This window comes from Streptomyces sp. NPDC051020, assembly GCF_040683105.1.
In the GTDB taxonomy this organism is placed as follows: domain Bacteria; phylum Actinomycetota; class Actinomycetes; order Streptomycetales; family Streptomycetaceae; genus Streptomyces.
In genome coordinates this window covers 154,280-172,410 of record NZ_JBFBCG010000006.1, presented here as the reverse complement: position 1 = coordinate 172,410, position 18,131 = coordinate 154,280, and the positions used below count along the sequence as shown (strand labels likewise).

16 protein-coding genes, 1 tRNA gene and 2 pseudogenes are annotated in these 18,131 nt (G+C 69.0%); 15 read left to right on the top strand and 4 right to left on the bottom strand.

What is annotated here, in order from left to right:
* Positions 1–500: 500 nt before the first annotated feature.
* Positions 501–782, bottom strand: coding sequence for a hypothetical protein (locus tag AB0N06_RS05885; protein ID WP_366133464.1), 282 nt, complete (start codon positions 780–782; stop codon positions 501–503).
* Here AB0N06_RS05885 and AB0N06_RS05880 point away from each other — a divergent pair.
* The 5 genes and pseudogenes from AB0N06_RS05880 to AB0N06_RS05860 all read left to right on the top strand — a co-directional run bounded on the left by AB0N06_RS05880 (position 775) and on the right by AB0N06_RS05860 (position 3,957).
* Positions 775–861 carry a DUF3761 domain-containing protein gene (locus AB0N06_RS05880; protein WP_225075656.1) on the top strand — a complete coding sequence of 29 codons (87 nt, stop codon included), beginning with the start codon at positions 775–777 and terminating at the stop codon, positions 859–861. The two genes, AB0N06_RS05885 and AB0N06_RS05880, sit on opposite strands and share 8 nt — an antisense overlap.
* Positions 862–1,117: 256 nt before the next feature.
* Positions 1,118–1,843, top strand: a complete 726-nt coding sequence (locus tag AB0N06_RS05875; protein WP_366133459.1) for a DUF4839 domain-containing protein — start codon at positions 1,118–1,120, stop codon at positions 1,841–1,843.
* A 293-nt stretch (positions 1,844–2,136) separates the two neighbouring features.
* A pseudogene (locus AB0N06_RS05870) lies at positions 2,137–2,280 on the top strand (site-specific integrase); the annotation flags it as partial.
* 934 nt (positions 2,281–3,214) lie between these two features.
* Positions 3,215–3,385: pseudogene (locus AB0N06_RS05865) on the top strand (NERD domain-containing protein); the annotation flags it as partial.
* A gap of 149 nt (positions 3,386–3,534) precedes the next feature.
* A complete protein-coding gene (locus AB0N06_RS05860; protein WP_366133458.1) occupies positions 3,535–3,957 on the top strand; it encodes a hypothetical protein in 423 nt (140 codons plus the stop codon).
* Between the two features lie 377 nt (positions 3,958–4,334).
* Here the strand turns inward: AB0N06_RS05860 and AB0N06_RS05855 are convergent, their stop codons facing one another.
* The 3 genes from AB0N06_RS05855 to AB0N06_RS05845 form a co-directional block, all read right to left on the bottom strand.
* Positions 4,335–4,748, bottom strand: a complete 414-nt coding sequence (locus AB0N06_RS05855) for a PIN domain-containing protein (RefSeq protein WP_366133457.1) — start codon at positions 4,746–4,748, stop codon at positions 4,335–4,337.
* Positions 4,745–5,008: a CopG family transcriptional regulator gene (locus AB0N06_RS05850; protein ID WP_366133456.1), complete on the bottom strand. Its 264-nt coding sequence runs from the start codon at positions 5,006–5,008 to the stop codon at positions 4,745–4,747. The genes AB0N06_RS05855 and AB0N06_RS05850 overlap by 4 nt, the downstream gene beginning before the upstream one ends.
* Before the next feature lie 554 nt (positions 5,009–5,562).
* Positions 5,563–5,634 (bottom strand) — tRNA-Arg (locus AB0N06_RS05845).
* Between the two features lie 256 nt (positions 5,635–5,890).
* Here AB0N06_RS05845 and AB0N06_RS05840 point away from each other — a divergent pair.
* The 10 genes from AB0N06_RS05840 (at position 5,891) to prfA (ending at position 18,091) form a co-directional block, all read left to right on the top strand.
* On the top strand, positions 5,891–6,325 hold the full coding sequence (locus AB0N06_RS05840; RefSeq protein ID WP_366133455.1) for a response regulator: 435 nt from the start codon (positions 5,891–5,893) through the stop codon (positions 6,323–6,325).
* A gap of 55 nt (positions 6,326–6,380) precedes the next feature.
* Positions 6,381–7,445 (top strand): ArgS-related anticodon-binding protein NrtL, encoded by a 1,065-nt coding sequence (gene nrtL / locus AB0N06_RS05835; RefSeq protein ID WP_366133454.1) that lies wholly within the window; start codon positions 6,381–6,383, stop codon positions 7,443–7,445.
* Between the two features lie 26 nt (positions 7,446–7,471).
* The gene (lysA, locus tag AB0N06_RS05830; RefSeq protein ID WP_366133453.1) at positions 7,472–8,863 is read left to right on the top strand and encodes a diaminopimelate decarboxylase; all 1,392 of its coding nucleotides are present in this window, start codon (positions 7,472–7,474) and stop codon (positions 8,861–8,863) included.
* Positions 8,864–8,959: 96 nt separating this feature from the next.
* On the top strand, positions 8,960–10,315 hold the full coding sequence (locus tag AB0N06_RS05825; RefSeq protein ID WP_366133452.1) for a homoserine dehydrogenase: 1,356 nt from the start codon (positions 8,960–8,962) through the stop codon (positions 10,313–10,315).
* Positions 10,316–10,321: 6 nt separating this feature from the next.
* Positions 10,322–11,392 (top strand): threonine synthase, encoded by a 1,071-nt coding sequence (gene thrC / locus AB0N06_RS05820; RefSeq protein ID WP_366133451.1) that lies wholly within the window; start codon positions 10,322–10,324, stop codon positions 11,390–11,392.
* A 258-nt stretch (positions 11,393–11,650) separates the two neighbouring features.
* Positions 11,651–12,568: a homoserine kinase gene (gene thrB, locus AB0N06_RS05815; protein WP_366133450.1), complete on the top strand. Its 918-nt coding sequence runs from the start codon at positions 11,651–11,653 to the stop codon at positions 12,566–12,568.
* Between the two features lie 384 nt (positions 12,569–12,952).
* On the top strand, positions 12,953–14,950 hold the full coding sequence (gene rho / locus AB0N06_RS05810; protein WP_366133449.1) for a transcription termination factor Rho: 1,998 nt from the start codon (positions 12,953–12,955) through the stop codon (positions 14,948–14,950).
* A gap of 369 nt (positions 14,951–15,319) precedes the next feature.
* A complete protein-coding gene (locus tag AB0N06_RS05805; RefSeq protein ID WP_366133448.1) occupies positions 15,320–16,423 on the top strand; it encodes an LCP family protein in 1,104 nt (367 codons plus the stop codon).
* A gap of 182 nt (positions 16,424–16,605) precedes the next feature.
* Entirely contained in the window at positions 16,606–16,830 is a 225-nt protein-coding gene (rpmE, locus tag AB0N06_RS05800) for a 50S ribosomal protein L31 (protein ID WP_019764351.1), read from the top strand.
* A gap of 184 nt (positions 16,831–17,014) precedes the next feature.
* Complete coding sequence (prfA, locus tag AB0N06_RS05795) at positions 17,015–18,091, top strand: peptide chain release factor 1 (protein ID WP_366133447.1); 1,077 nt, start codon at positions 17,015–17,017, stop codon at positions 18,089–18,091.
* The last annotated feature ends 40 nt before the right edge of the window (positions 18,092–18,131 follow it).

Genomic DNA, 18,131 nt, shown 5'->3' with positions numbered 1-18,131 from the left:
GCGAAGCCGTACAAATGGACCTACGACGGCACCCCACTCAAGACCGGCTGACCATGCCGAACACCCCTCCACGAACTTGCGCGGGGCAGCACTAGGCCTCCCGAAGGCTAGATCCCGCGGTGGATGAGCGCTCGTCTGGCGTGCGTCACCTCTCCTGGCCACTTCCCCGGTTGTTGCCAGCCGGAGTTGAAAGAGTGGCGCGGCGGTGGCTCGGGTGTGCGGGGGTGGTGGCCTGCGGGGGTAGTTGAGAGTTGCAGTGTCACAACTCGGTCACTTTCTTTACTAATCCCTCACATCTGATGGGTCCGCGTAGATAGCTTCACGCCTCACGTACTCAAGCAGGGGGATCCCATGAGCTACTACCAGCCCCAGCCGCCGTTCCAGCCTCCGCCCGGACCGCCGGCCGTCCGTCCCGCACCCAAGTGGGCCCGCAAACGATTCGTACTGCCCGCCCTGGGCCTCGCGTTCATCATGGGCTTGGGCAGCGCTGGCGCCGACGGTCAGAACCCGAACGCGACGAAGTCGGTGGCCAACGACAAGGTGCAGCCGACGGCCACGGCTACGGTCACCGCGACGGCCACGGCGACGGAGACCGCGAAGCCGAAGCCCGCGCCGACGGTGACGAAGACGGTCAAGGTGAAGGTGACCGTCACCGCGCACGCAGCTGCCGCGGGGTCGGGAACGGGCGGCAGTTCGACGTCTGGCGGATCGTCGTCCAGCGGCGGGTCCAGCTCGTCGGGAGGCTCCAGTTCTGCGGGCGGGGGTGCGACGGCTCTGTGCAACGACGGTACGTACTCGTACGCCGCTCACCATCAGGGAGCCTGTTCGCATCACGGTGGCGTGGCCGTCTTCTACCGGTAGTAAACGTCTCGGGGCGGTGCTCCAACTGGTGGTGTGAGCGTGGGGCCACCCACCCCGTTGAATGGGGGCGGTCACGTGTCTCCGAGGCTTCTGCGCCCGCACGGCTCCGGACGCACGACCAACCGCGGCGGCCTCGGCCGTGGCCGCGCCGGATGGGGCGGAGGGTGACGTCGGTGATGCCGAGTTCCTAGCGGCGTCCCCTACGCTCGCGAGGCCGTTGGTATGAACAGTCCATCTTTTTTGGGAGCTGAGCCGCATGGCCGACGAGATCAACTACGAGTACAAGACCGTGCAGACAGTTCGCGGCACCGACGGCCTGGTGATCTCGAAGATGCAGAAGGACGGCTGGGAGCTCGTCGAACAGGCCCAGGGCACGTTTCGCACCACCCTCGACTTCCGCCGGCCGAAGAAGCCGCTGCCGTGGCCCCTGATCGGCGCGGCGGCCGGCGTCCTCGTGATCCTGGCCATCGTCATCGGCACCGCCTCCGCACTCAGCGGCGGAGGCGAGAAGAAGGACGAGCCGGACAAGCCGGCGGCCGCCGCGAGCGAGAAGCCTTCCGCCACGCCGGCTCCGGCCGCGGCCGAGTCGGCCGCCCCTGAGGTGATCACGGCTCAGAACAACCCGGAGTTCGCGGCGCTGCTGAAGACGGACGACTGCGACGACGCGAACCGGGACTTCGCGACCAGGCACGAGGGCGAGACGGTCGCGTTCAACGGCTCGATCGTTAACATGGCGCCCCACGGCGACTACGACACCCGCTACGACTTCCTCCTAGGCCCGGGCGACAAGGGACCGAACACGGCGGTCGGCCCGGCCTTCAAGTACGAGGACGTCAACGTCTTCGACCTGAGACTGACCGGCAAGAAGATCCCCGACGCCGTCGGCGTGGGCGACAGGTTCCGCTTCGTCGCCGAGGTGGGCGAATTCAACGCGGACCAGTGCCTTTTCTTCCTCGACCCGATCTCCACGGAAGTCCGGTAGTCAAGATGGGCGGCGCATCGGCACGCCGCGCGGAAGTCGGGCGCTCGGTCCGTTCCCGCCAGGCCGTGCTGATCTGTGCGTTATGCGGACCGGCTGGCTTGAGTGTGCTCTGAGTCGAGTTGGCGTTCGAGGCTTCTTCGCTCACTGTCGAGGGCGGCGAGACCCCGCATGAGGGAGCGCTCGAAGTCAGGCTTTACCTCGACGCCGAGGTCATGTCGCAGGGTGACCCGCAGTAGGTACACACCATCGGACAGTGGGCCACTGAACCATGCGTTCGCCCGGCTGTATGCGGGAATGCCGGAGTGGATCCCACCGAAGTTGCCGAGCGCGCCGGCAACAGCGTTGAGGTCCTGCTGACCCGCTACGCGAAGTGCCTCGACGGACGTCAGGACGTCGCCAACCGGCGGATTGAGGATTTGCTTCGCGAGTACGAGTGATTCGGCCTGAACAATCGGGGGCCCCTGGCGCCGCGTCCGGGGGCCTCTTGTTGGCACTGCCTGTCAACGTGATTCGGTGGTCTGACTCGGAATGCGTCGTGGGTGCTCACCCACAGCACCCTGCGCCCGGCGTTTACGTGGTGCGTGACGATGCAGCGAATCAGCGCGGCTCGACAGGAGCGCGTCGGTGCAGGCGTGTCGAAGGCACCTCCGGACAACCTGGTCTCCGTAAACACAGTGTCTGCGGCCGTCAAGGGCAACCGCCGCGGCACTGACGGCGATCGTGCCCCGGGTTGTGGGTCCCCGAGGGGGCGAATAGCTTGGTTGGAGGGGGTCGGTTCGATCAGAGGGGCTGCCCATGAGTAAGTACAGAAACCGCGCTTGGCGCGCGATGGGAGTCATCACCGGACTCGCCACGGCCGCCGCGATCGGCTTCGTCGCCCCGGCTCAGGCTCAGTCCACCGCTCAACTGAACGCGTACGTCGGTGACGGCTGGGGTGGCGGAACCATCACCAGCAGCCCTGCCGGGATCAACTGCCATATTTCAGCGTGGGATCCGTACGGAGGCGACCCGGCGCCGAATCCGACCGGCACCTGCACTGCGAGCTTCACTGTCGGGACGACGGTCCACTTCAGTGCTACAGCTGACGCGGGTTCTTACGTCAACATCCCCCCCCGACCCGAATCCCGTGACCATACGGGTCGGCTATAACTACACGGGGGTTGTGTTCTGTCCTAACGACGGCCTCTGTTCCGCAGGCTAGTCCCCCGTTGGCATTCGGTGCGTGGCCGCGCTGCCCCGCCATCGACGTCGGCACGCCAAGGTGGGCAACCTCCGTGCACATTCTCGGGCTTGGGCCCGCAGCTTCGGAGAGCGTGGTCATGGCGTGGTCGGCATCGTCCGGGAAGAGCGAACTGAGCTGCGCCGCACAGTGTCTTCGTCGGCGTGACTGATCTGAAGGTGGTCGCCACACAGCTCAGCGTGCGCGTGTACCAGGAGCGTCAGGTAGCGGCACTGGCGCCGCTCTCGGGGGTGCTGACGGCTGAGCAGGTTGAGCAGGTGTACGGCGTCGCTCGCCATCGCCAGGCTTGGGGTCGGGCCTGAGCCGGTGCGTCTCAGCGAGGTGCCGGCCTTCCCTGCGGGACCTGTGGGTGGTCTCCAGGGTGTGACCATCGTCGGGACGGGGTGCCCTGTCAGTGCCGTCTCTTACGCTCCGCTCTTGAACAAGCAGTTCGAATGGAGAGGGGACGCGGATGGGCGGCAACGCATGGACTCATACAGGCCCGTATCAGCGTGATCTGGTGGCCGCGTTCCGGCAGGCCCAGGAAGACGAGCTGGCGCGGGACAACCACGGCTTCGAGGGGCGATCCGTCGAGGAACTGTGGCACGACCCGGAGTGGCAGGAGTACATCTTCACCGGTGGCACGGGCTCCGTGTTGGACTTCCCTCTCATGATCGAGGCCGCGGACACCGACGACGGTCCGTTCATGCGGCCGCTGACCGATGGTGAAGTGCGCGCGTGGGCTCCTCACGGCCGGCCCACCTACGAGGAGTGGGACGCCGCTCTCGATTCCGAGCGGTTGGACTTCCCAGGCCGCGCCCGGGGGAACTGCACAGTGCTCTACCGCGACGGTAGGCCCGCGCAGATCGGCTACTGGGGGGTCACCGCCGACTAGGGGGAACCTGTACCGCCTTGCGATGTGGCCCCTACACCTGTCCTGGGGCCACATCGTTTTGCGGGGCTCACCTGGCGTAATGCTCCAAGATCCCGTCCACGCCTCGTCCACAGACCCCGACATACGCCCGCTCCGAGCGGCATACGCCTGCACAAACGCGAAGACCCCGGCCTCAGCGTTTCCGCTGGTGACGGGGTCTTTGGGCACCTCATGAAGGGTGCCCCCAGCAGGATTCGAACCTGCGCACCCGGCTCCGGAGGCCGTGCGTGTCCCACGCAGTTTCGCAGGCCAAAGGCGTAGTTGACGAGTTGTCAGGCATCTCGTCCCACGCATACCCCACGACTTGGGAATGCGCTGAATGCCCTCAATATGAAGTGTCAGATCTTGATGGCGGTGATTCGGCTGCCGCACAGCGCGGTGAGGTCTTCCGGATCGGAGGTGAGCACGGTGACAGGGCCGGGTGAGGCCAGCGCGGTCGCGCCGAGCATGGCGTCGATGGCGTACTTGTGGCCGTGCAGGCCGGCGTCGGCGAGGAGGGTGGAAGCGTGGCGTGCGATCGACTCTGTGATCGGTTCGATGACGAGGCGGGACAGGGTCCACTCCAGGGCTGGACGGTTGATGCGGGGGTGGGTCACTTCCACCAAGGTGGCGGCGGACGTGATCACGCGCAGGTCGTCGGTGCGGGCAAGGGCGAGCCAGGCCGTGACTGCGCGATCGCGCAGCACGGCCTTGGCCAGCCCTTCGCTGTCGAGGACGAGTGTGCCGCCCGGGGTGGCGGGGGAGCGGGTCACGCCGCGTTCGTCTCATTGCGGGCCTGCTGCCGGCGCGCCTGGTGGAGCTGGTCGCGGAGGCCCTGGATCTCGTCCTCGGTGATGGGTCCGTGTTCGGCCTCGGCGACCTGGATGAGCTCGTTGAGGTTGTCGCGCTCGATTTGGCGGGCGACGGCGGCGGCCACGTAGGCGGACAGCCCCGACGGGCCGCTGCGGGCCTTGGCGGCTTCGGCGATGTCGCGGGGCATGGTGATCGAGTACTTACCGGTAGCCTCACTCATGCCACTCATCCTACCTGCGATCCTACCGACGCTCGGGTGGAGCTGGAAAGAAGGGGCTGCTCCCGGCTCCTTTCCGTGCGGGCTCGCGTCCCAAGCGTCTCCCGTGACGCCGGGCGCCGTGCGGCGGTCGACTCGTGGCGCTCCGCTTTGCCTCGGGAAAGCCCCGGCCAAGGCTCGTTGCGAGGTCGTATTTGTATCTCCGTTCGTAGGAGAAGCCTCTCCCACGCCGTTCCTTCACGCCGGGATCGTCGAGCTGTGCCGACGCGGTGACCGCTCGGCCGGTCGGGCCGCTCGGGTCATCGGCCGCATACGCGGAGTGTCAAGCGCCAGGGTGGAAAGGGATGTTGCTCGCGTCCGACGTGTGTCCCACGGTGCAGTGCGACGCGGGACGGCCGGCCGGCAGCGCTTCGTTTCGCCTCGGGAAAACCGCAGAGCAGGGACAGTCGCGCGGTTCCGGAGCGTCGAGCGCAACTGCCACCGGTCCGGCAGCGTCTAACCGCATGAAAAAGACCCTCTGCTCAGCGTTTCCGCTGATCAGAGGGTCTATCCGGAAGTGCCCCCGGCAGGATTCGAACCTGCGCACCCGGCTCCGGAGGCCGATGCTCTATCCCCTGAGCTACGGGGGCGTGTCGCCGAACTGCTTGGCGACGAATGAAACACTACCAGCTTCTGGCGGGTGTCCGTGAACAGGTATTTCCGCGAGGTCGCCGTCGCGCGTCGCCCCCGCGCCCCGGCGCCGCCGTGCCCCGTGCCGCCGGCCCGGTCGCGCGCCCGTGCGCAGGGCCGCCGTGTCGGCCATGTGCCGTCCGCCCACCACTCGTCCGGGGCCGGAAGTGGGCAAAACCCGGACGCAGCCCCTGCGCCCGACCTACCCTCTGAAGTGTGTCAGGGGCGTGTGGCCGTGTGCTTGTTGTCGACGACAGCAAGGCCATCCGGCAGTTGATCAGGGTCAATCTCGAGCTTGAGGGCTTCGAGGTCGTGACCGCGGCCGATGGTGTCGAGTGTCTGGATCTGGTGCATCAGGTCTGTCCGGATGTGATCACCCTTGATGTCGTCATGCCCCGGCTCGACGGTCTGGAGACCGCCACCCGGCTCCGTTCCGATCCCCGGACCAGCCGGCTGCCGGTCGCGATCATCAGCGCCGGTACGCAGTACGAGGCGGAGGACGGCGTCGCCGCCCGGGTCGACGCCTTCCTGGCGAAGCCCTTCGAGCCGAGCGAGCTGGTGCGGCTCGTACGACAGTTGGCGAACAGGGAGGCCCCGCCGTCGGCCGACGGCAGACACCGTGCCGGGAGGGCGGAGAGCGCCGCGGGCTGACCGCATGGCGAAACCGGGTCGCGAAACGCCCCCCTCCCTCCCATACGCTTGTCCCGTGACCCCCGCCGATCTCTCCAGGACCGTGCTGCACGCCGTGCGCCGCGCGGTCGACGAGGACGTTCTGCGTGCGCCCGTGCCCGCGCGCGTGCGAGTGGAGAGGACCAGGCCCGGCGGGACCGGGGACTACGCCTGTGCCGTCGCACTGCAGTTGGCCGGGCCCGCCGCGCGTCCGGCCAGGGAAGTGGCCGAGATCCTGCGGGACCGGGTCGCCGGTGCGCCCGGGATCGGGCGGGTCGACGTCACCGGGCCCGGGTTCCTGAGTTTCACCCTCGACGCGTCGGCCGATGTCCGGGCGCGCGAGGCACTCGTACGCGAGGTGCTGGCGCGAGGGGCCCGGTACGGGCACGGGGACACGCTCGCCGGAGACGTCCTCCGGTTCAGCCACGCCCGCGAGGTCCGGGCGGCGGTCACCACCCACACGCTGCGCGCGATCGCGCGAACGCAGGGCGCGCTGGTGCGTACCAGTTGTGACGGCGCGCCCGACCCGGACTGGGCGCGGCTGGGCGTCCACGTCGACGCCCAGGGGAAGCCGCCGACTCCGCTCACCGCCATCCGGCCCGTTCCCGCCGGCGTCGGCGCGGGGGAGCTGCTGCGGCGGCTCGGTCCCGACGCCACCCGGTGGGGACTGCTGCGGCCGGCCGGGCACGACCACGCCCCGCTCGGTGCGGAGCTGCTCGTCCAGGGCGTCGGCAACCCGCTCTTCCTGGTCCGTTACGCCCGCTCCCGGGTCTGCGCCCTCACCCGCGGCGCAGCCCTTCTCGGATTCACCGCGACGTACGACGAGGACGTGTACGCCCCCGCACTGATGCGTACGCTGGCCGACTACCCCCAGGCTCTCGCCGCCGCCGCCCGGCACCGCGCGCCCGACCGGCTCGCCCGGCAGCTCGAAGAGATCGCGCACGCCTTCTTCGACTTCCACGACGCCTGCCCGCCGCTGCCCAAGGGCGACGAGAAACCCTCGGCCGCCCACCGCTCCCGGCTGGCCGTTGCCGAAGCTGCCGGGGCGGTGCTCGCAGGCGGCCTGTCCCTGCTCGGCATCAGCGCACCCGAAGTCCTCTGAGAGACCTGAGAGAGCAGAGCAACACGATGAGCCGATCCGCGCACCCCGCCGGTCCCCGTCACGCCGACGTCCTGACCGAGGGCCACTACGCAGCCCCGCCCGCCGACCTCAACGCCCTCGACGAGAAGGTCTGGGCCCGCACCGTCTCCCGCAACGCCGACGGCGTCGTCGCCGTCGGCGGGATCGAAGTGACCCGGCTGGCCGAGGAATTCGGGACGCCCGCCTACTTCCTCGACGAGAGCGACTTCCGCGCCCGCTGCCGCGCCTGGGCCGACGCCTTCGGGCGGGACGCCGATGTCTTCTACGCCGGAAAGGCGTTCCTGTCGCGGGCCGTCGTGCGCTGGCTCCAGGAGGAGGGGCTCAACCTCGACGTCTGTTCCGGTGGTGAGCTGACCGTCGCGCTCGCCGCCGGGATGCCCGCCGAACGCATCGCCTTCCACGGCAACAACAAGACCGTCGCCGAGATCGAGCGCGCCATGGAGGCCGGAGTCGGGCGGATCGTGCTCGACTCGTTCCAGGAGATCGTCCGGGTCTCGCACGTCGCGCAGCGGCTCGGCAAGCGGCAGCGCGTACAGATCCGGGTGACCGTCGGCGTCGAGGCGCACACCCACGAGTTCATCGCCACCGCGCACGAGGACCAGAAGTTCGGCATCGCGCTGGCCGGGGGAGAGGCCGCCGAGGCGGTCCGCCGGGCGCTCGCTCTCGACGGGATCGAACTCGTCGGCATCCACTCGCACATCGGCTCGCAGATCTTCGACATGGCCGGCTTCGAGGTCTCCGCCCGACGTGTGGTCCAGCTCCTCGCCGAGGTGCGCGACGAGCACGGCATCGAGCTGCCGGAGATCGACCTCGGCGGTGGTCTCGGCATCGCGTACACCTCCGACGACGACCCGCGCGAGCCGCACGAGATCGCCAAGGCACTCGGCGACATCGTGACCCGCGAGTGCGAGGCGGCCGGGCTCGCCACCCCGCGGATCTCTGTCGAGCCGGGGCGCGCCATCGTCGGACCCACCGCGTTCACGCTGTACGAGGTCGGCACCGTCAAGCACCTCGAAGGGCTCCGCACCTACGTCAGTGTCGACGGCGGCATGTCGGACAACATCCGCACCGCGCTGTACGACGCCGAGTACTCCGTCGCGCTCGTCTCCCGCCGCTCCGACGCCGAGCCCCTGCTCGTCCGCGTCGTCGGCAAGCACTGCGAGAGCGGCGACATCGTGGTCAAGGACGCGTTCCTGCCGTCGGACCTCGCGCCCGGCGACCTGATCGCGGTGCCCGCCACCGGCGCCTACTGCCGCGCCATGGCGAGCAACTACAACCACGCGCTGCGCCCGCCCGTCGTCGCCGTGCGTGACGGAGAGGCGCGCGTGATCGTCCGGCGGGAGACGGAGGAAGATCTCCTGCGTCTCGATGTCGGCTGATGAAATATATGTCTCAGGATCCGGACGGGTGGCAGAAACGTCCGTCCGGTGAGTGAGACTGGTCCACACATGAGCATGTATGAGAAACGAGGTCGGATGATGCGTACGCGTCCGCTGAAGGTGGCGCTGCTGGGCTGTGGAGTGGTCGGCTCAGAGGTGGCGCGCATCATGACGACGCACGCCGACGACCTCGCCGCGCGCATCGGAGCGCCCGTGGAGCTCGCCGGCGTCGCCGTCCGCCGCCCTTCCAAGGTGCGCGAGGGCATCGACCCCGCACTCATCACCACCGATGCGACCGCCCTGGTCAAACGGGGCGACATCGACGTCGTCATCGAGGTCATCGGCGGCGTCGAGCCCGCCCGCACGCTCATCACCACCGCCTTCGAGCACGGCGCGAGCGTCGTCTCCGCGAACAAGGCGCTGCTCGCCGAGGACGGCGCCGCACTGCACGCCGCCGCCGAGCAGCATGGCCGGGACCTCTACTACGAGGCAGCCGTCGCCGGCGCCATTCCGCTCGTACGGCCGCTGCGTGAGTCCCTCGCCGGTGACAAGGTCAACCGGGTGCTCGGCATCGTCAACGGCACGACCAACTTCATCCTCGACAGGATGGACACCAGCGGCGCCGGCTACTCCGAGGCGCTCGACGAGGCCACCGCCCTCGGGTACGCCGAGGCCGACCCGACCGCCGACGTCGAGGGCTTCGACGCCGCCGCCAAGGCCGCGATCCTTGCCGGGATCGCCTTCCACACCCGGGTGACGATCGGTGAGGTGCACCGCGAGGGCATCACCGAGGTCACCGCCGCCGACATCGCCTCGGCCCGCCGCATGGGCTGCACCGTCAAGCTCCTCGCCATCTGCGAGCGCGCCGCCGACGGGCAGTCCGTCACCGCGCGTGTGCACCCCGCGATGATCCCGCTCAGCCACCCGCTGGCCTCCGTCCGCGAGGCGTACAACGCGGTCTTCGTCGAGGCGGAGGCCGCCGGGCAGCTGATGTTCTACGGCCCCGGCGCCGGTGGCTCGCCGACCGCCTCCGCGGTCCTCGGCGACCTGGTCGCGGTCTGCCGCAACAAGCTCGGCGAGGCCACCGGCCCCGGAGAGTCCGCGTACACGCGTCTGCCGGTCAGCCCCATGGGTGAGGTTGTCACGCGGTACCACATCAGCCTCGACGTGGCCGACAAGCCTGGCGTGCTCGCCCAGGTCGCGACGGTCTTCGCCGAACAGGGCGTATCCATCGATACGGTTCGCCAGCAAGGTCGAAATTCAAGCAGCAGCGACGAAGTCGCCATCGAGCAGGGTGGCGGCGGGCGCCGGACGGGCGGAGGCGGCGAGGCATCCCTCGTCGTCGTCACCCACCGCGCGCCCGACGCCGCCCTCTCGGCGACCGTCGAGGCGCTGCGCAAGCTCGACACCGTGCGCGGTGTCGCCAGCATCATGCGTGTTGAAGGGGAGTAAGGACCCATGACCACCAAGGGCACCCATCAGTGGCGCGGCATCATCGAGGAGTACCGGGACCGCCTGCCGGTCACGGACACGACGCCGGTCGTCACGCTTCGTGAGGGTGGTACGCCGCTCGTTCCCGCTCAGGTCCTCTCCGAGCGTACGGGCTGCGAGGTGCACCTCAAGGTGGAGGGCGCCAACCCCACCGGGTCCTTCAAGGACCGCGGGATGACGATGGCGATCACCCGGGCCAAGGAGGAGGGCGCTCAGGCCGTCATCTGCGCCTCCACCGGCAACACCTCCGCCTCCGCCGCCGCGTACGCGGTGCGGGCCGGCATGGTCTGCGCCGTCCTCGTGCCGCAGGGCAAGATCGCGCTCGGCAAGATGGGCCAGGCGCTCGTCCACGGCGCCAAGATCCTGCAGGTCGACGGCAACTTCGACGACTGCCTGACGCTGGCCCGCTCGCTCTCGGACAACTACCCGGTGGCCCTGGTCAATTCGGTCAACCCGGTTCGGATCGAGGGCCAGAAGACCGCGGCGTTCGAGATCGTCGATGCGCTCGGCGACGCCCCGGACATCCACGTCCTGCCGGTCGGCAACGCGGGTAACATCACCGCGTACTGGAAGGGGTACACGGAGTACGCGGCGGACGCGATGTCCACGCACAAGCCGCGCATGTGGGGCTTCCAGGCCTCCGGCTCCGCGCCCATCGTCCGCGGCGAGGTCGTCAAGGACCCGTCGACCATCGCCACCGCGATCCGGATCGGCAACCCGGCCTCCTGGCAGTACGCGCTGGCCGCGCGGGACGAGTCGGGCGGCTTCATCGACGAGGTCACGGACCGTCAGATTCTGGCCGCCTACCGCCTGTTGGCCTCCCAGGAGGGCGTCTTCGTGGAGCCCGCCTCGGCCGCGTCGGTCGCCGGTCTGCTCAAGGCCGCCGAAGAGGGCAAGGTCGACCCGGGCCAGAAGATCGTCTGCACGGTCACCGGCAACGGCCTGAAGGATCCCGACTGGGCCGTCGCAGGTGCCCCGCAGCCGGTCACCGTACCGGTCGACGCGGCCACCGCCGCGGAGAAGCTGGGACTCGCGTAACCGGAACATCAGCAGCTCAACCGCCCCCTTTCGGGGCGGAGAGCGCATGGGAGGCGTGCGACACGCATCGTGCGCCTCCTGTGCGCCCTATGTCGCCACAGAACCTTCCTTCGATAAGCTGTACTCAACCTGCCACGCCGCACCTGCCGCGGTGCTGCCGTCGTGGCCATCGGGTTCTCCACAGGCTTACGAAAGATCCACCGCCACAATCCCGCCGCAACACATTCCCGCTGCCTCACAAGGAGAGTCGTCGAAGCGATGGCCGGTCCCGCCTTCCGAGCCGCCGCCGTCCGGGTGCGCGTCCCCGCTACCAGCGCCAACCTGGGCCCGGGTTTTGACGCCCTCGGCCTGTCGCTGGGGCTCTATGACGACGTCGTCGTCCGCGTCGCCGACTCCGGGCTGCACATCGACATCGCCGGCGAGGGTGCCGACACCCTGCCCCGCGACGAAAGTCACCTCCTCGTGCGCTCCCTGCGCACCGCCTTCGACCTGCTCGGCGGACAGCCCCGCGGCCTGGAGATCGTCTGTGCCAACCGCATCCCGCACGGGCGCGGCCTCGGCTCCTCCTCCGCCGCCATCTGTGCCGGCATCGTCGCGGCCCGCGCCGTGACCATCGGCGGCGACGCCCGGCTCGACGACGCGGCCCTGCTGGAGCTCGCCACCGAGATCGAGGGCCACCCCGACAACGTCGCCGCATGCCTGCTCGGCGGCTTCACGCTGGCCTGGATGGACGGCGGATCCGCCCGGGCGATCAGGACGGATCCCTCTGATTCCATCGTTCCGGTGGTTTTCGTCCCCGGCAAGCCGGTGCTCACCGAGACCGCCCGCGGACTGCTGCCGCGCACCGTCCCGCACGTCGACGCCGCGTTCAACGCAGGCCGTGCGGCGCTCCTCGTCGAGGCCATGACCCGGCGCCCGGAGCTGCTGCTCGCCGCGACCGAGGACCGACTGCACCAGGAATACCGCGCCCCGGCGATGCCGGAGAGCGTGGAGCTTGTCAACCGACTGCGCGCCGACGGCGTCCCTGCAGTCATCTCCGGCGCCGGGCCGACCGTGCTCGCGCTGGCCGAGGACGGTGCGGCCGACAAGGTCGCACGGCTGGCGGGCGAAGGATGGGCGGCCAACCGGCTCACTCTCGACGCCTCGGGCGCGAGTGTGCTGCCACTCGCCTCGTAGCGAGAAGTGATTGCCGGTGAGTGAGAGGGGGAATGTTTGTTGGAGCCGGTAGTGTTAACCTCAAGTCTGCAACCGACGTCTATGTGGCGCGTTGCTTCGTGTCCCTTTCAGGGGCCACCATTTCTTCCGAGAGCCTCCCCGACTGCCTGAGCAGCCTGCCTGAGCAGTTTCGAGCACGCTCCGGAACCGGCACGACACCCCTCGCTTGTCCAGGAGTGGGCCGAGCAGGGGGATGCTCGCGCCGGAACCTTGCACATTCATCTCTCCGCCGTACCCGGCGGACCACCGCCCCGGCACGGTCCGCAAGATCAAAAGACCGCAGTCGGACAGCACAACCGGTCGCCGAGCCAGAAGGCCGACGTCCGCTCCAGGGAAGGACCCTTCGTGAGCGACACCACCGATCTGATGGGCGTGACTGCCGACAAGACCGTCGACAGCGCCGCGCCCGCCGAAGGTGCTGCCACTGGCACCACCGCACGGCGCCGCCGCTCCGGCACCGGCCTCGATGGCATGGTCCTGGCCGAGCTGCAGCAGGTCGCGTCCGGCCTCGGCATCAAGGGCACTGCGCGGATGCGCAAGGGCCAGCTGATCGAGGTCATCAAGGAGGCGCAGGCCGGCAGCGCCGCGCCCAAGGCCGCTGCCGCGCCCGCCGAGACCAAGCCCAAGCGGCGCGCCACCTCCAAGTCGCGCACCGGGGAAGAGTCCGCCGCCGCGCCCGCCGAGAAGGCCACGGCTCAGCAGCAGATCGACATCCCCGGCCAGCCGGCCAGTGACGACCAGCCCGTGGGCGAGCGTCGTCGGCGCCGTGCGACCGCGCAGGCGGGCAGCCCGGAAACCAAGGCGGAAACCAAGGTCGAGGCCAAGGCCGAGGCCAAGGTGGAGACGCCGGCCGAGCCGAAGAGCGAGGACCGCTCCGAGGCGAAGGCCGAAGCCACCGTGGACACCGCCGAGGGCCGCCGTGGCGACCGCGGTCAGCGTGGCGACCGCGGTGAGCGCGGCGACCGCCGTGACCGTCAGCGCGACCGCCGTGGCAAGGGCGACGAGCAGGGCGGTGGCCAGGGTCAGCAGGGCGGCCAGCGCCAGCAGCGCCAGGGGCAGCAGGGTGGCGGCGGCCCGCAGGACGACGGTTACGACGACGAGGCAGGTGGCCGTCGCGGCCGCCGTGGCCGCTACCGCGACCGCCGTGGCCGTCGTGGCCGCGACGACTTCGCGAGCGACGCACCGCCGGTCACCGACGACGACGTCCTGATCCCCGTCGCGGGCATCCTGGACATCCTCGACAACTACGCGTTCATCCGGACCTCCGGCTACCTGCCGGGCCCGAACGACGTGTACGTGTCGCTCGCCCAGGTCCGCAAGAACGGCCTGCGCAAGGGTGACCACGTCACCGGTGCGGTGCGCCAGCCCAAGGACGGCGAGCGCCGCGAGAAGTTCAACGCACTCGTCCGCCTCGACTCCGTCAACGGAATGGCGCCCGAGTCCGGCCGCGGCCGCCCGGAGTTCCAGAAGCTGACCCCGCTCTACCCGCAGGACCGGCTCCGTCTGGAGACCGACTCCAACGTCCTGACGACGCGGATCATCGACCTGGTCGCTCCCATCGGCAAGGGCCAGCGAGGCCTGATCGTGGCCCCGCCGAAGACCGGCAAGACCATGATCCTGCAGGCGATCGCCAACGCGATCACCGTCAACAGCCCCGAGTGCCACCTGATGGTCGTCCTGGTCGACGAGCGTCCGGAAGAGGTCACCGACATGCAGCGGTCGGTGAAGGGCGAGGTCATCTCCTCGACCTTCGACCGTCCCGCCGAGGACCACACCACCGTCGCCGAGCTGGCCATCGAGCGCGCCAAGCGTCTCGTCGAGCTGGGTCACGACGTGGTCGTCCTGCTGGACTCGATCACCCGCCTCGGCCGCGCGTACAACCTCGCGGCCCCGGCGTCCGGCCGCATCCTGTCCGGTGGTGTCGACTCGACCGCGCTGTACCCGCCGAAGCGCTTCTTCGGTGCCGCGCGCAACATCGAGGACGGCGGCTCGCTGACCATCCTGGCCACGGCGCTCGTCGAGACCGGCTCGCGCATGGACGAGGTGATCTTCGAGGAGTTCAAGGGCACCGGCAACATGGAGCTCAAGCTCGACCGGAAGCTCTCGGACAAGCGCATCTTCCCGGCGGTGGACGTCGACGCGTCCAGCACCCGTAAGGAAGAAATCCTGCTCGGCAGCGACGAGTTGGCGATTACCTGGAAGCTGCGCCGGGTGCTCCACGCACTCGACCAGCAGCAGGCGATCGAGCTGCTCCTGGACCGGATGAAGAAGACCCAGTCCAACGCGGAGTTCCTGCTCCAGATCCAGAAGACGACGCCCGCCCCGGGCAACGGCAACGACTGACCTCGTACCGTCCCGGCAGTCCTGGACCGCCGGTCGTCGACAGGGCCGCCCTCGTCACCTCGGTGACGGGGGCGGCCCTGTTTCCGGTGTTTCACTCGAACTGCCCGATTCGAGACCTTCGCCACACGGCGACCGCTCCGCCGCCGGACCCGAATTGGCTAGGACAGGCCAAGAAACCGCAGGTGAGCGCGGGATCACCAGCTGTTCACTGGCGCTGCCTGCGGGTTCCGGGCCGACACGGGCGTCACAGGTCGCTGTGCAACCCTTCTCCGAGTCGCGGCGTCGTACAAAGTGGCGACAGAGCGACACAAACAGTGCCCGAACACCAGCAAGGGGTAGCCGGGAGCAAGCGAGTACCGAGGGAGACGGATGACCGGGCAGAGCGGGAGCAGCACCCGGATACGCGGCACCGGCAAGCGCCGGAAGAAGCCGTCCCGCCGCCGCAGGGCCACGGTCATAGCCGCCTGGACCGCGGCCGGTGTGGTCGTCGTCGGCGGTGCGGGGCTGGGATACGCGTACGTGAAGCTCAACGACAATCTCAAGGCCGTCGACATCAACGCCGCGCTCGGCAAGAACCGCCCCGTCAATGTCGACAACGGCTCGCAGGACATTCTCGTCCTCGGCTCCGACTCCCGCTCCGGCGCGAACTCCGCGTACGGCGTGGACGAAGGCACCGCCCGCTCGGACACCGCGATGGTCGTGCATGTCAACAAGGGCCACAAGACGGCCAGCGTCGTGTCCATCCCGCGCGACACCCTCGTCACCCGCCCCGACTGCACGAGCGACACCACCGGTAAGACGGTCGCGGGCCAGCAGCGCGCCATGTTCAACACGGCGTACGAGGTCGGCGGACCGGCCTGCGCGGTCAAAACCGTCGAATCGATGTCCGGTATCCGCATGGACCACTACGTCGAGGTCGACTTCACCGGCTTCAAGAAGCTCATCGACCAGCTCGGCGGAGTCAAGATCACCACCACGCAGGCGATCGACGACTCCAAGAGCCATCTGCATCTGCAGCCCGGCACCCACACCCTCAACGGGGAGCAGTCGCTCGGCCTGGTCCGCACCCGCAAGAGCATCGGCGACGGCAGCGACCTCGGTCGCATCCAGCTCCAGCAGGCGTTCATCAAGGCGCTGATGGAACAGGTGAAGAGCGTCGGGGTGTTCTCGAACCCGAAGACCCTGTTCGACCTCGCGGACACAGCGACGAAGGCCGTCACCACCGACTCCGACCTGGGTTCGGTCCAGAGCCTCACCGGCTTCGCCACCGGTCTCAAGGGGCTCAACCCGAAGAACGTCACCATGGTGACGATGCCCGTGCAGTACGACCCGGCCGACCCGAACCGCGTCGTTCCGCTGGAGGAGTCCGCGCAGCAGGTGTGGACCGCCCTCAAGCACGACAAGCCCATCCCGGCCTCCGCCACCGAGAAGTCGGCGGGCGACAAGGGCGTGGCCGGCAAGGTCGTCCGGTAGACCTCTGCCGGATCAGTCAGCAGGACACGCGCGATGTGTTCCCGAACGGTCGGGAATAGGTGCGGCCCGCCCCCGGTTTTGGGAGATACGGCCGGTCCTGGCAGACTGGTACGTCGGCCCCGGTTCACGGATGCGCAATCCGCGCATGCGACCCGGCGCCCTCCCGAACCTAGGAGACACCCTTGAAGCGCGACATCCACCCCGAGTACGTCGAGACGCAGGTCAGCTGCACCTGTGGCGCGTCGTTCACCACCCGGAGCACCATCGACGGCGGCACCATCCGCGCCGACGTCTGCTCCGAGTGCCACCCGTTCTACACGGGCAAGCAGAAGATCCTCGACACCGGTGGCCGTGTGGCCCGCTTCGAGGCCCGCTTCGGCAAGGCTGCAGGCTCCGCCAGCAAGTAGCGAGTTCTTGCGCCGGTCCTTGGCGCCCTCTTCCCGGGGGCGCCGAGACCGGCGTTTTTTTCCGGCCGGGTGTACGGGGTCTCCCCGTACCCCGCCCGGACAGCACGATGCCGTTCAGTCGGCATATCGAGTAACTTCCCCAAGCTCTGCGGAGCAGGGGATACCCCACCCCCAGGAGCCCCCGATGTTCGAGGCGGTCGAGGAACTGATCGGCGAACAGGCCGATCTTGAGAAGAAGCTCGCGGATCCCGCGGTCCACGCCGACCAGGCCAACGCGCGCAAGCTCAACAAGCGCTACGCCGAGCTGACCCCGATCGTCGGTGCGTACCGCTCCTGGAAGCAGGCCGGCGACGACATCGAAACCGCCCGCGAGCTCGCCGCGGACGACCCCGAGTTCGCCGCCGAGGTCAAGGACCTGGAGAAGCAGCGCGAGGAACTCACCGAGAAGCTCCGCCTTCTCCTGGTCCCGCGCGACCCCAGTGACGACAAGGACGTGCTCCTGGAGATCAAGGCGGGCGCGGGCGGCGACGAGTCGGCCCTCTTCGCCGGCGATCTGCTGCGCATGTATCTGCGGTACGCCGAGCGCATCGGCTGGAAGACCGAGATCATCGACTCCACCGAGTCCGAGCTCGGCGGCTACAAGGACGTCCAGGTCGCGGTGAAGACCAAGGGCGGCAACGGCGCCACGGAGCCCGGCCAGGGCGTGTGGGCCCGGCTGAAGTACGAGGGCGGGGTGCACCGCGTGCAGCGCGTGCCGTCCACCGAGTCGCAGGGCCGTATCCACACCTCCGCCGCCGGTGTGCTCGTCACGCCCGAGGCGGAGGAGGTCGACGTCGAGATCCACGCCAACGATCTCCGTATCGACGTCTACCGGTCCTCGGGCCCCGGCGGCCAGTCCGTCAACACCACGGACTCCGCCGTCCGCATCACGCACCTGCCGACCGGCGTGGTCGCCTCCTGCCAGAACGAGAAGAGCCAGCTCCAGAACAAGGAGCAGGCGATGCGTATCCTGCGTTCGCGACTGCTTGCCGCGGCCCAGGAAGCGGCCGAGCAGGAAGCCTCGGACGTCCGGCGCAGTCAGGTGCGTACCGTCGACCGTTCCGAGAAGATCCGTACGTACAACTTCCCGGAAAACCGGATCTCGGACCACCGCGTCGGCTTCAAGGCGTACAACTTGGACCAGGTGCTCGACGGGGAGCTGGACGCCGTGATCCAGGCCTGTGTCGACGCCGACTCCGCCGCCAAGCTCGCCGCCGCATAAGAACGCCCGCCCCGCCCGTGAACCCGTACGGAGAACCGCG

What these genes read in the sequence shown, in the direction of transcription:
- AB0N06_RS05875 (WP_366133459.1), top strand. Translation starts at nt 1,118, where the DNA reads ATGGCCGACGAGATCAACTACGAGTACAAGACCGTGCAGACAGTTCGC.
- AB0N06_RS05860 (WP_366133458.1), top strand. Translation starts at nt 3,535, where the DNA reads ATGGGCGGCAACGCATGGACTCATACAGGCCCGTATCAGCGTGATCTG.
- AB0N06_RS05850 (WP_366133456.1), bottom strand. Translation starts at nt 5,008, where the DNA reads ATGAGTGAGGCTACCGGTAAGTACTCGATCACCATGCCCCGCGACATC.
- lysA (WP_366133453.1), top strand. Translation starts at nt 7,472, where the DNA reads ATGAGCCGATCCGCGCACCCCGCCGGTCCCCGTCACGCCGACGTCCTG.
- AB0N06_RS05825 (WP_366133452.1), top strand. Translation starts at nt 8,960, where the DNA reads ATGATGCGTACGCGTCCGCTGAAGGTGGCGCTGCTGGGCTGTGGAGTG.
- thrC (WP_366133451.1), top strand. Translation starts at nt 10,322, where the DNA reads ATGACCACCAAGGGCACCCATCAGTGGCGCGGCATCATCGAGGAGTAC.
- thrB (WP_366133450.1), top strand. Translation starts at nt 11,651, where the DNA reads ATGGCCGGTCCCGCCTTCCGAGCCGCCGCCGTCCGGGTGCGCGTCCCC.
- AB0N06_RS05805 (WP_366133448.1), top strand. Translation starts at nt 15,320, where the DNA reads ATGACCGGGCAGAGCGGGAGCAGCACCCGGATACGCGGCACCGGCAAG.
- prfA (WP_366133447.1), top strand. Translation starts at nt 17,015, where the DNA reads ATGTTCGAGGCGGTCGAGGAACTGATCGGCGAACAGGCCGATCTTGAG.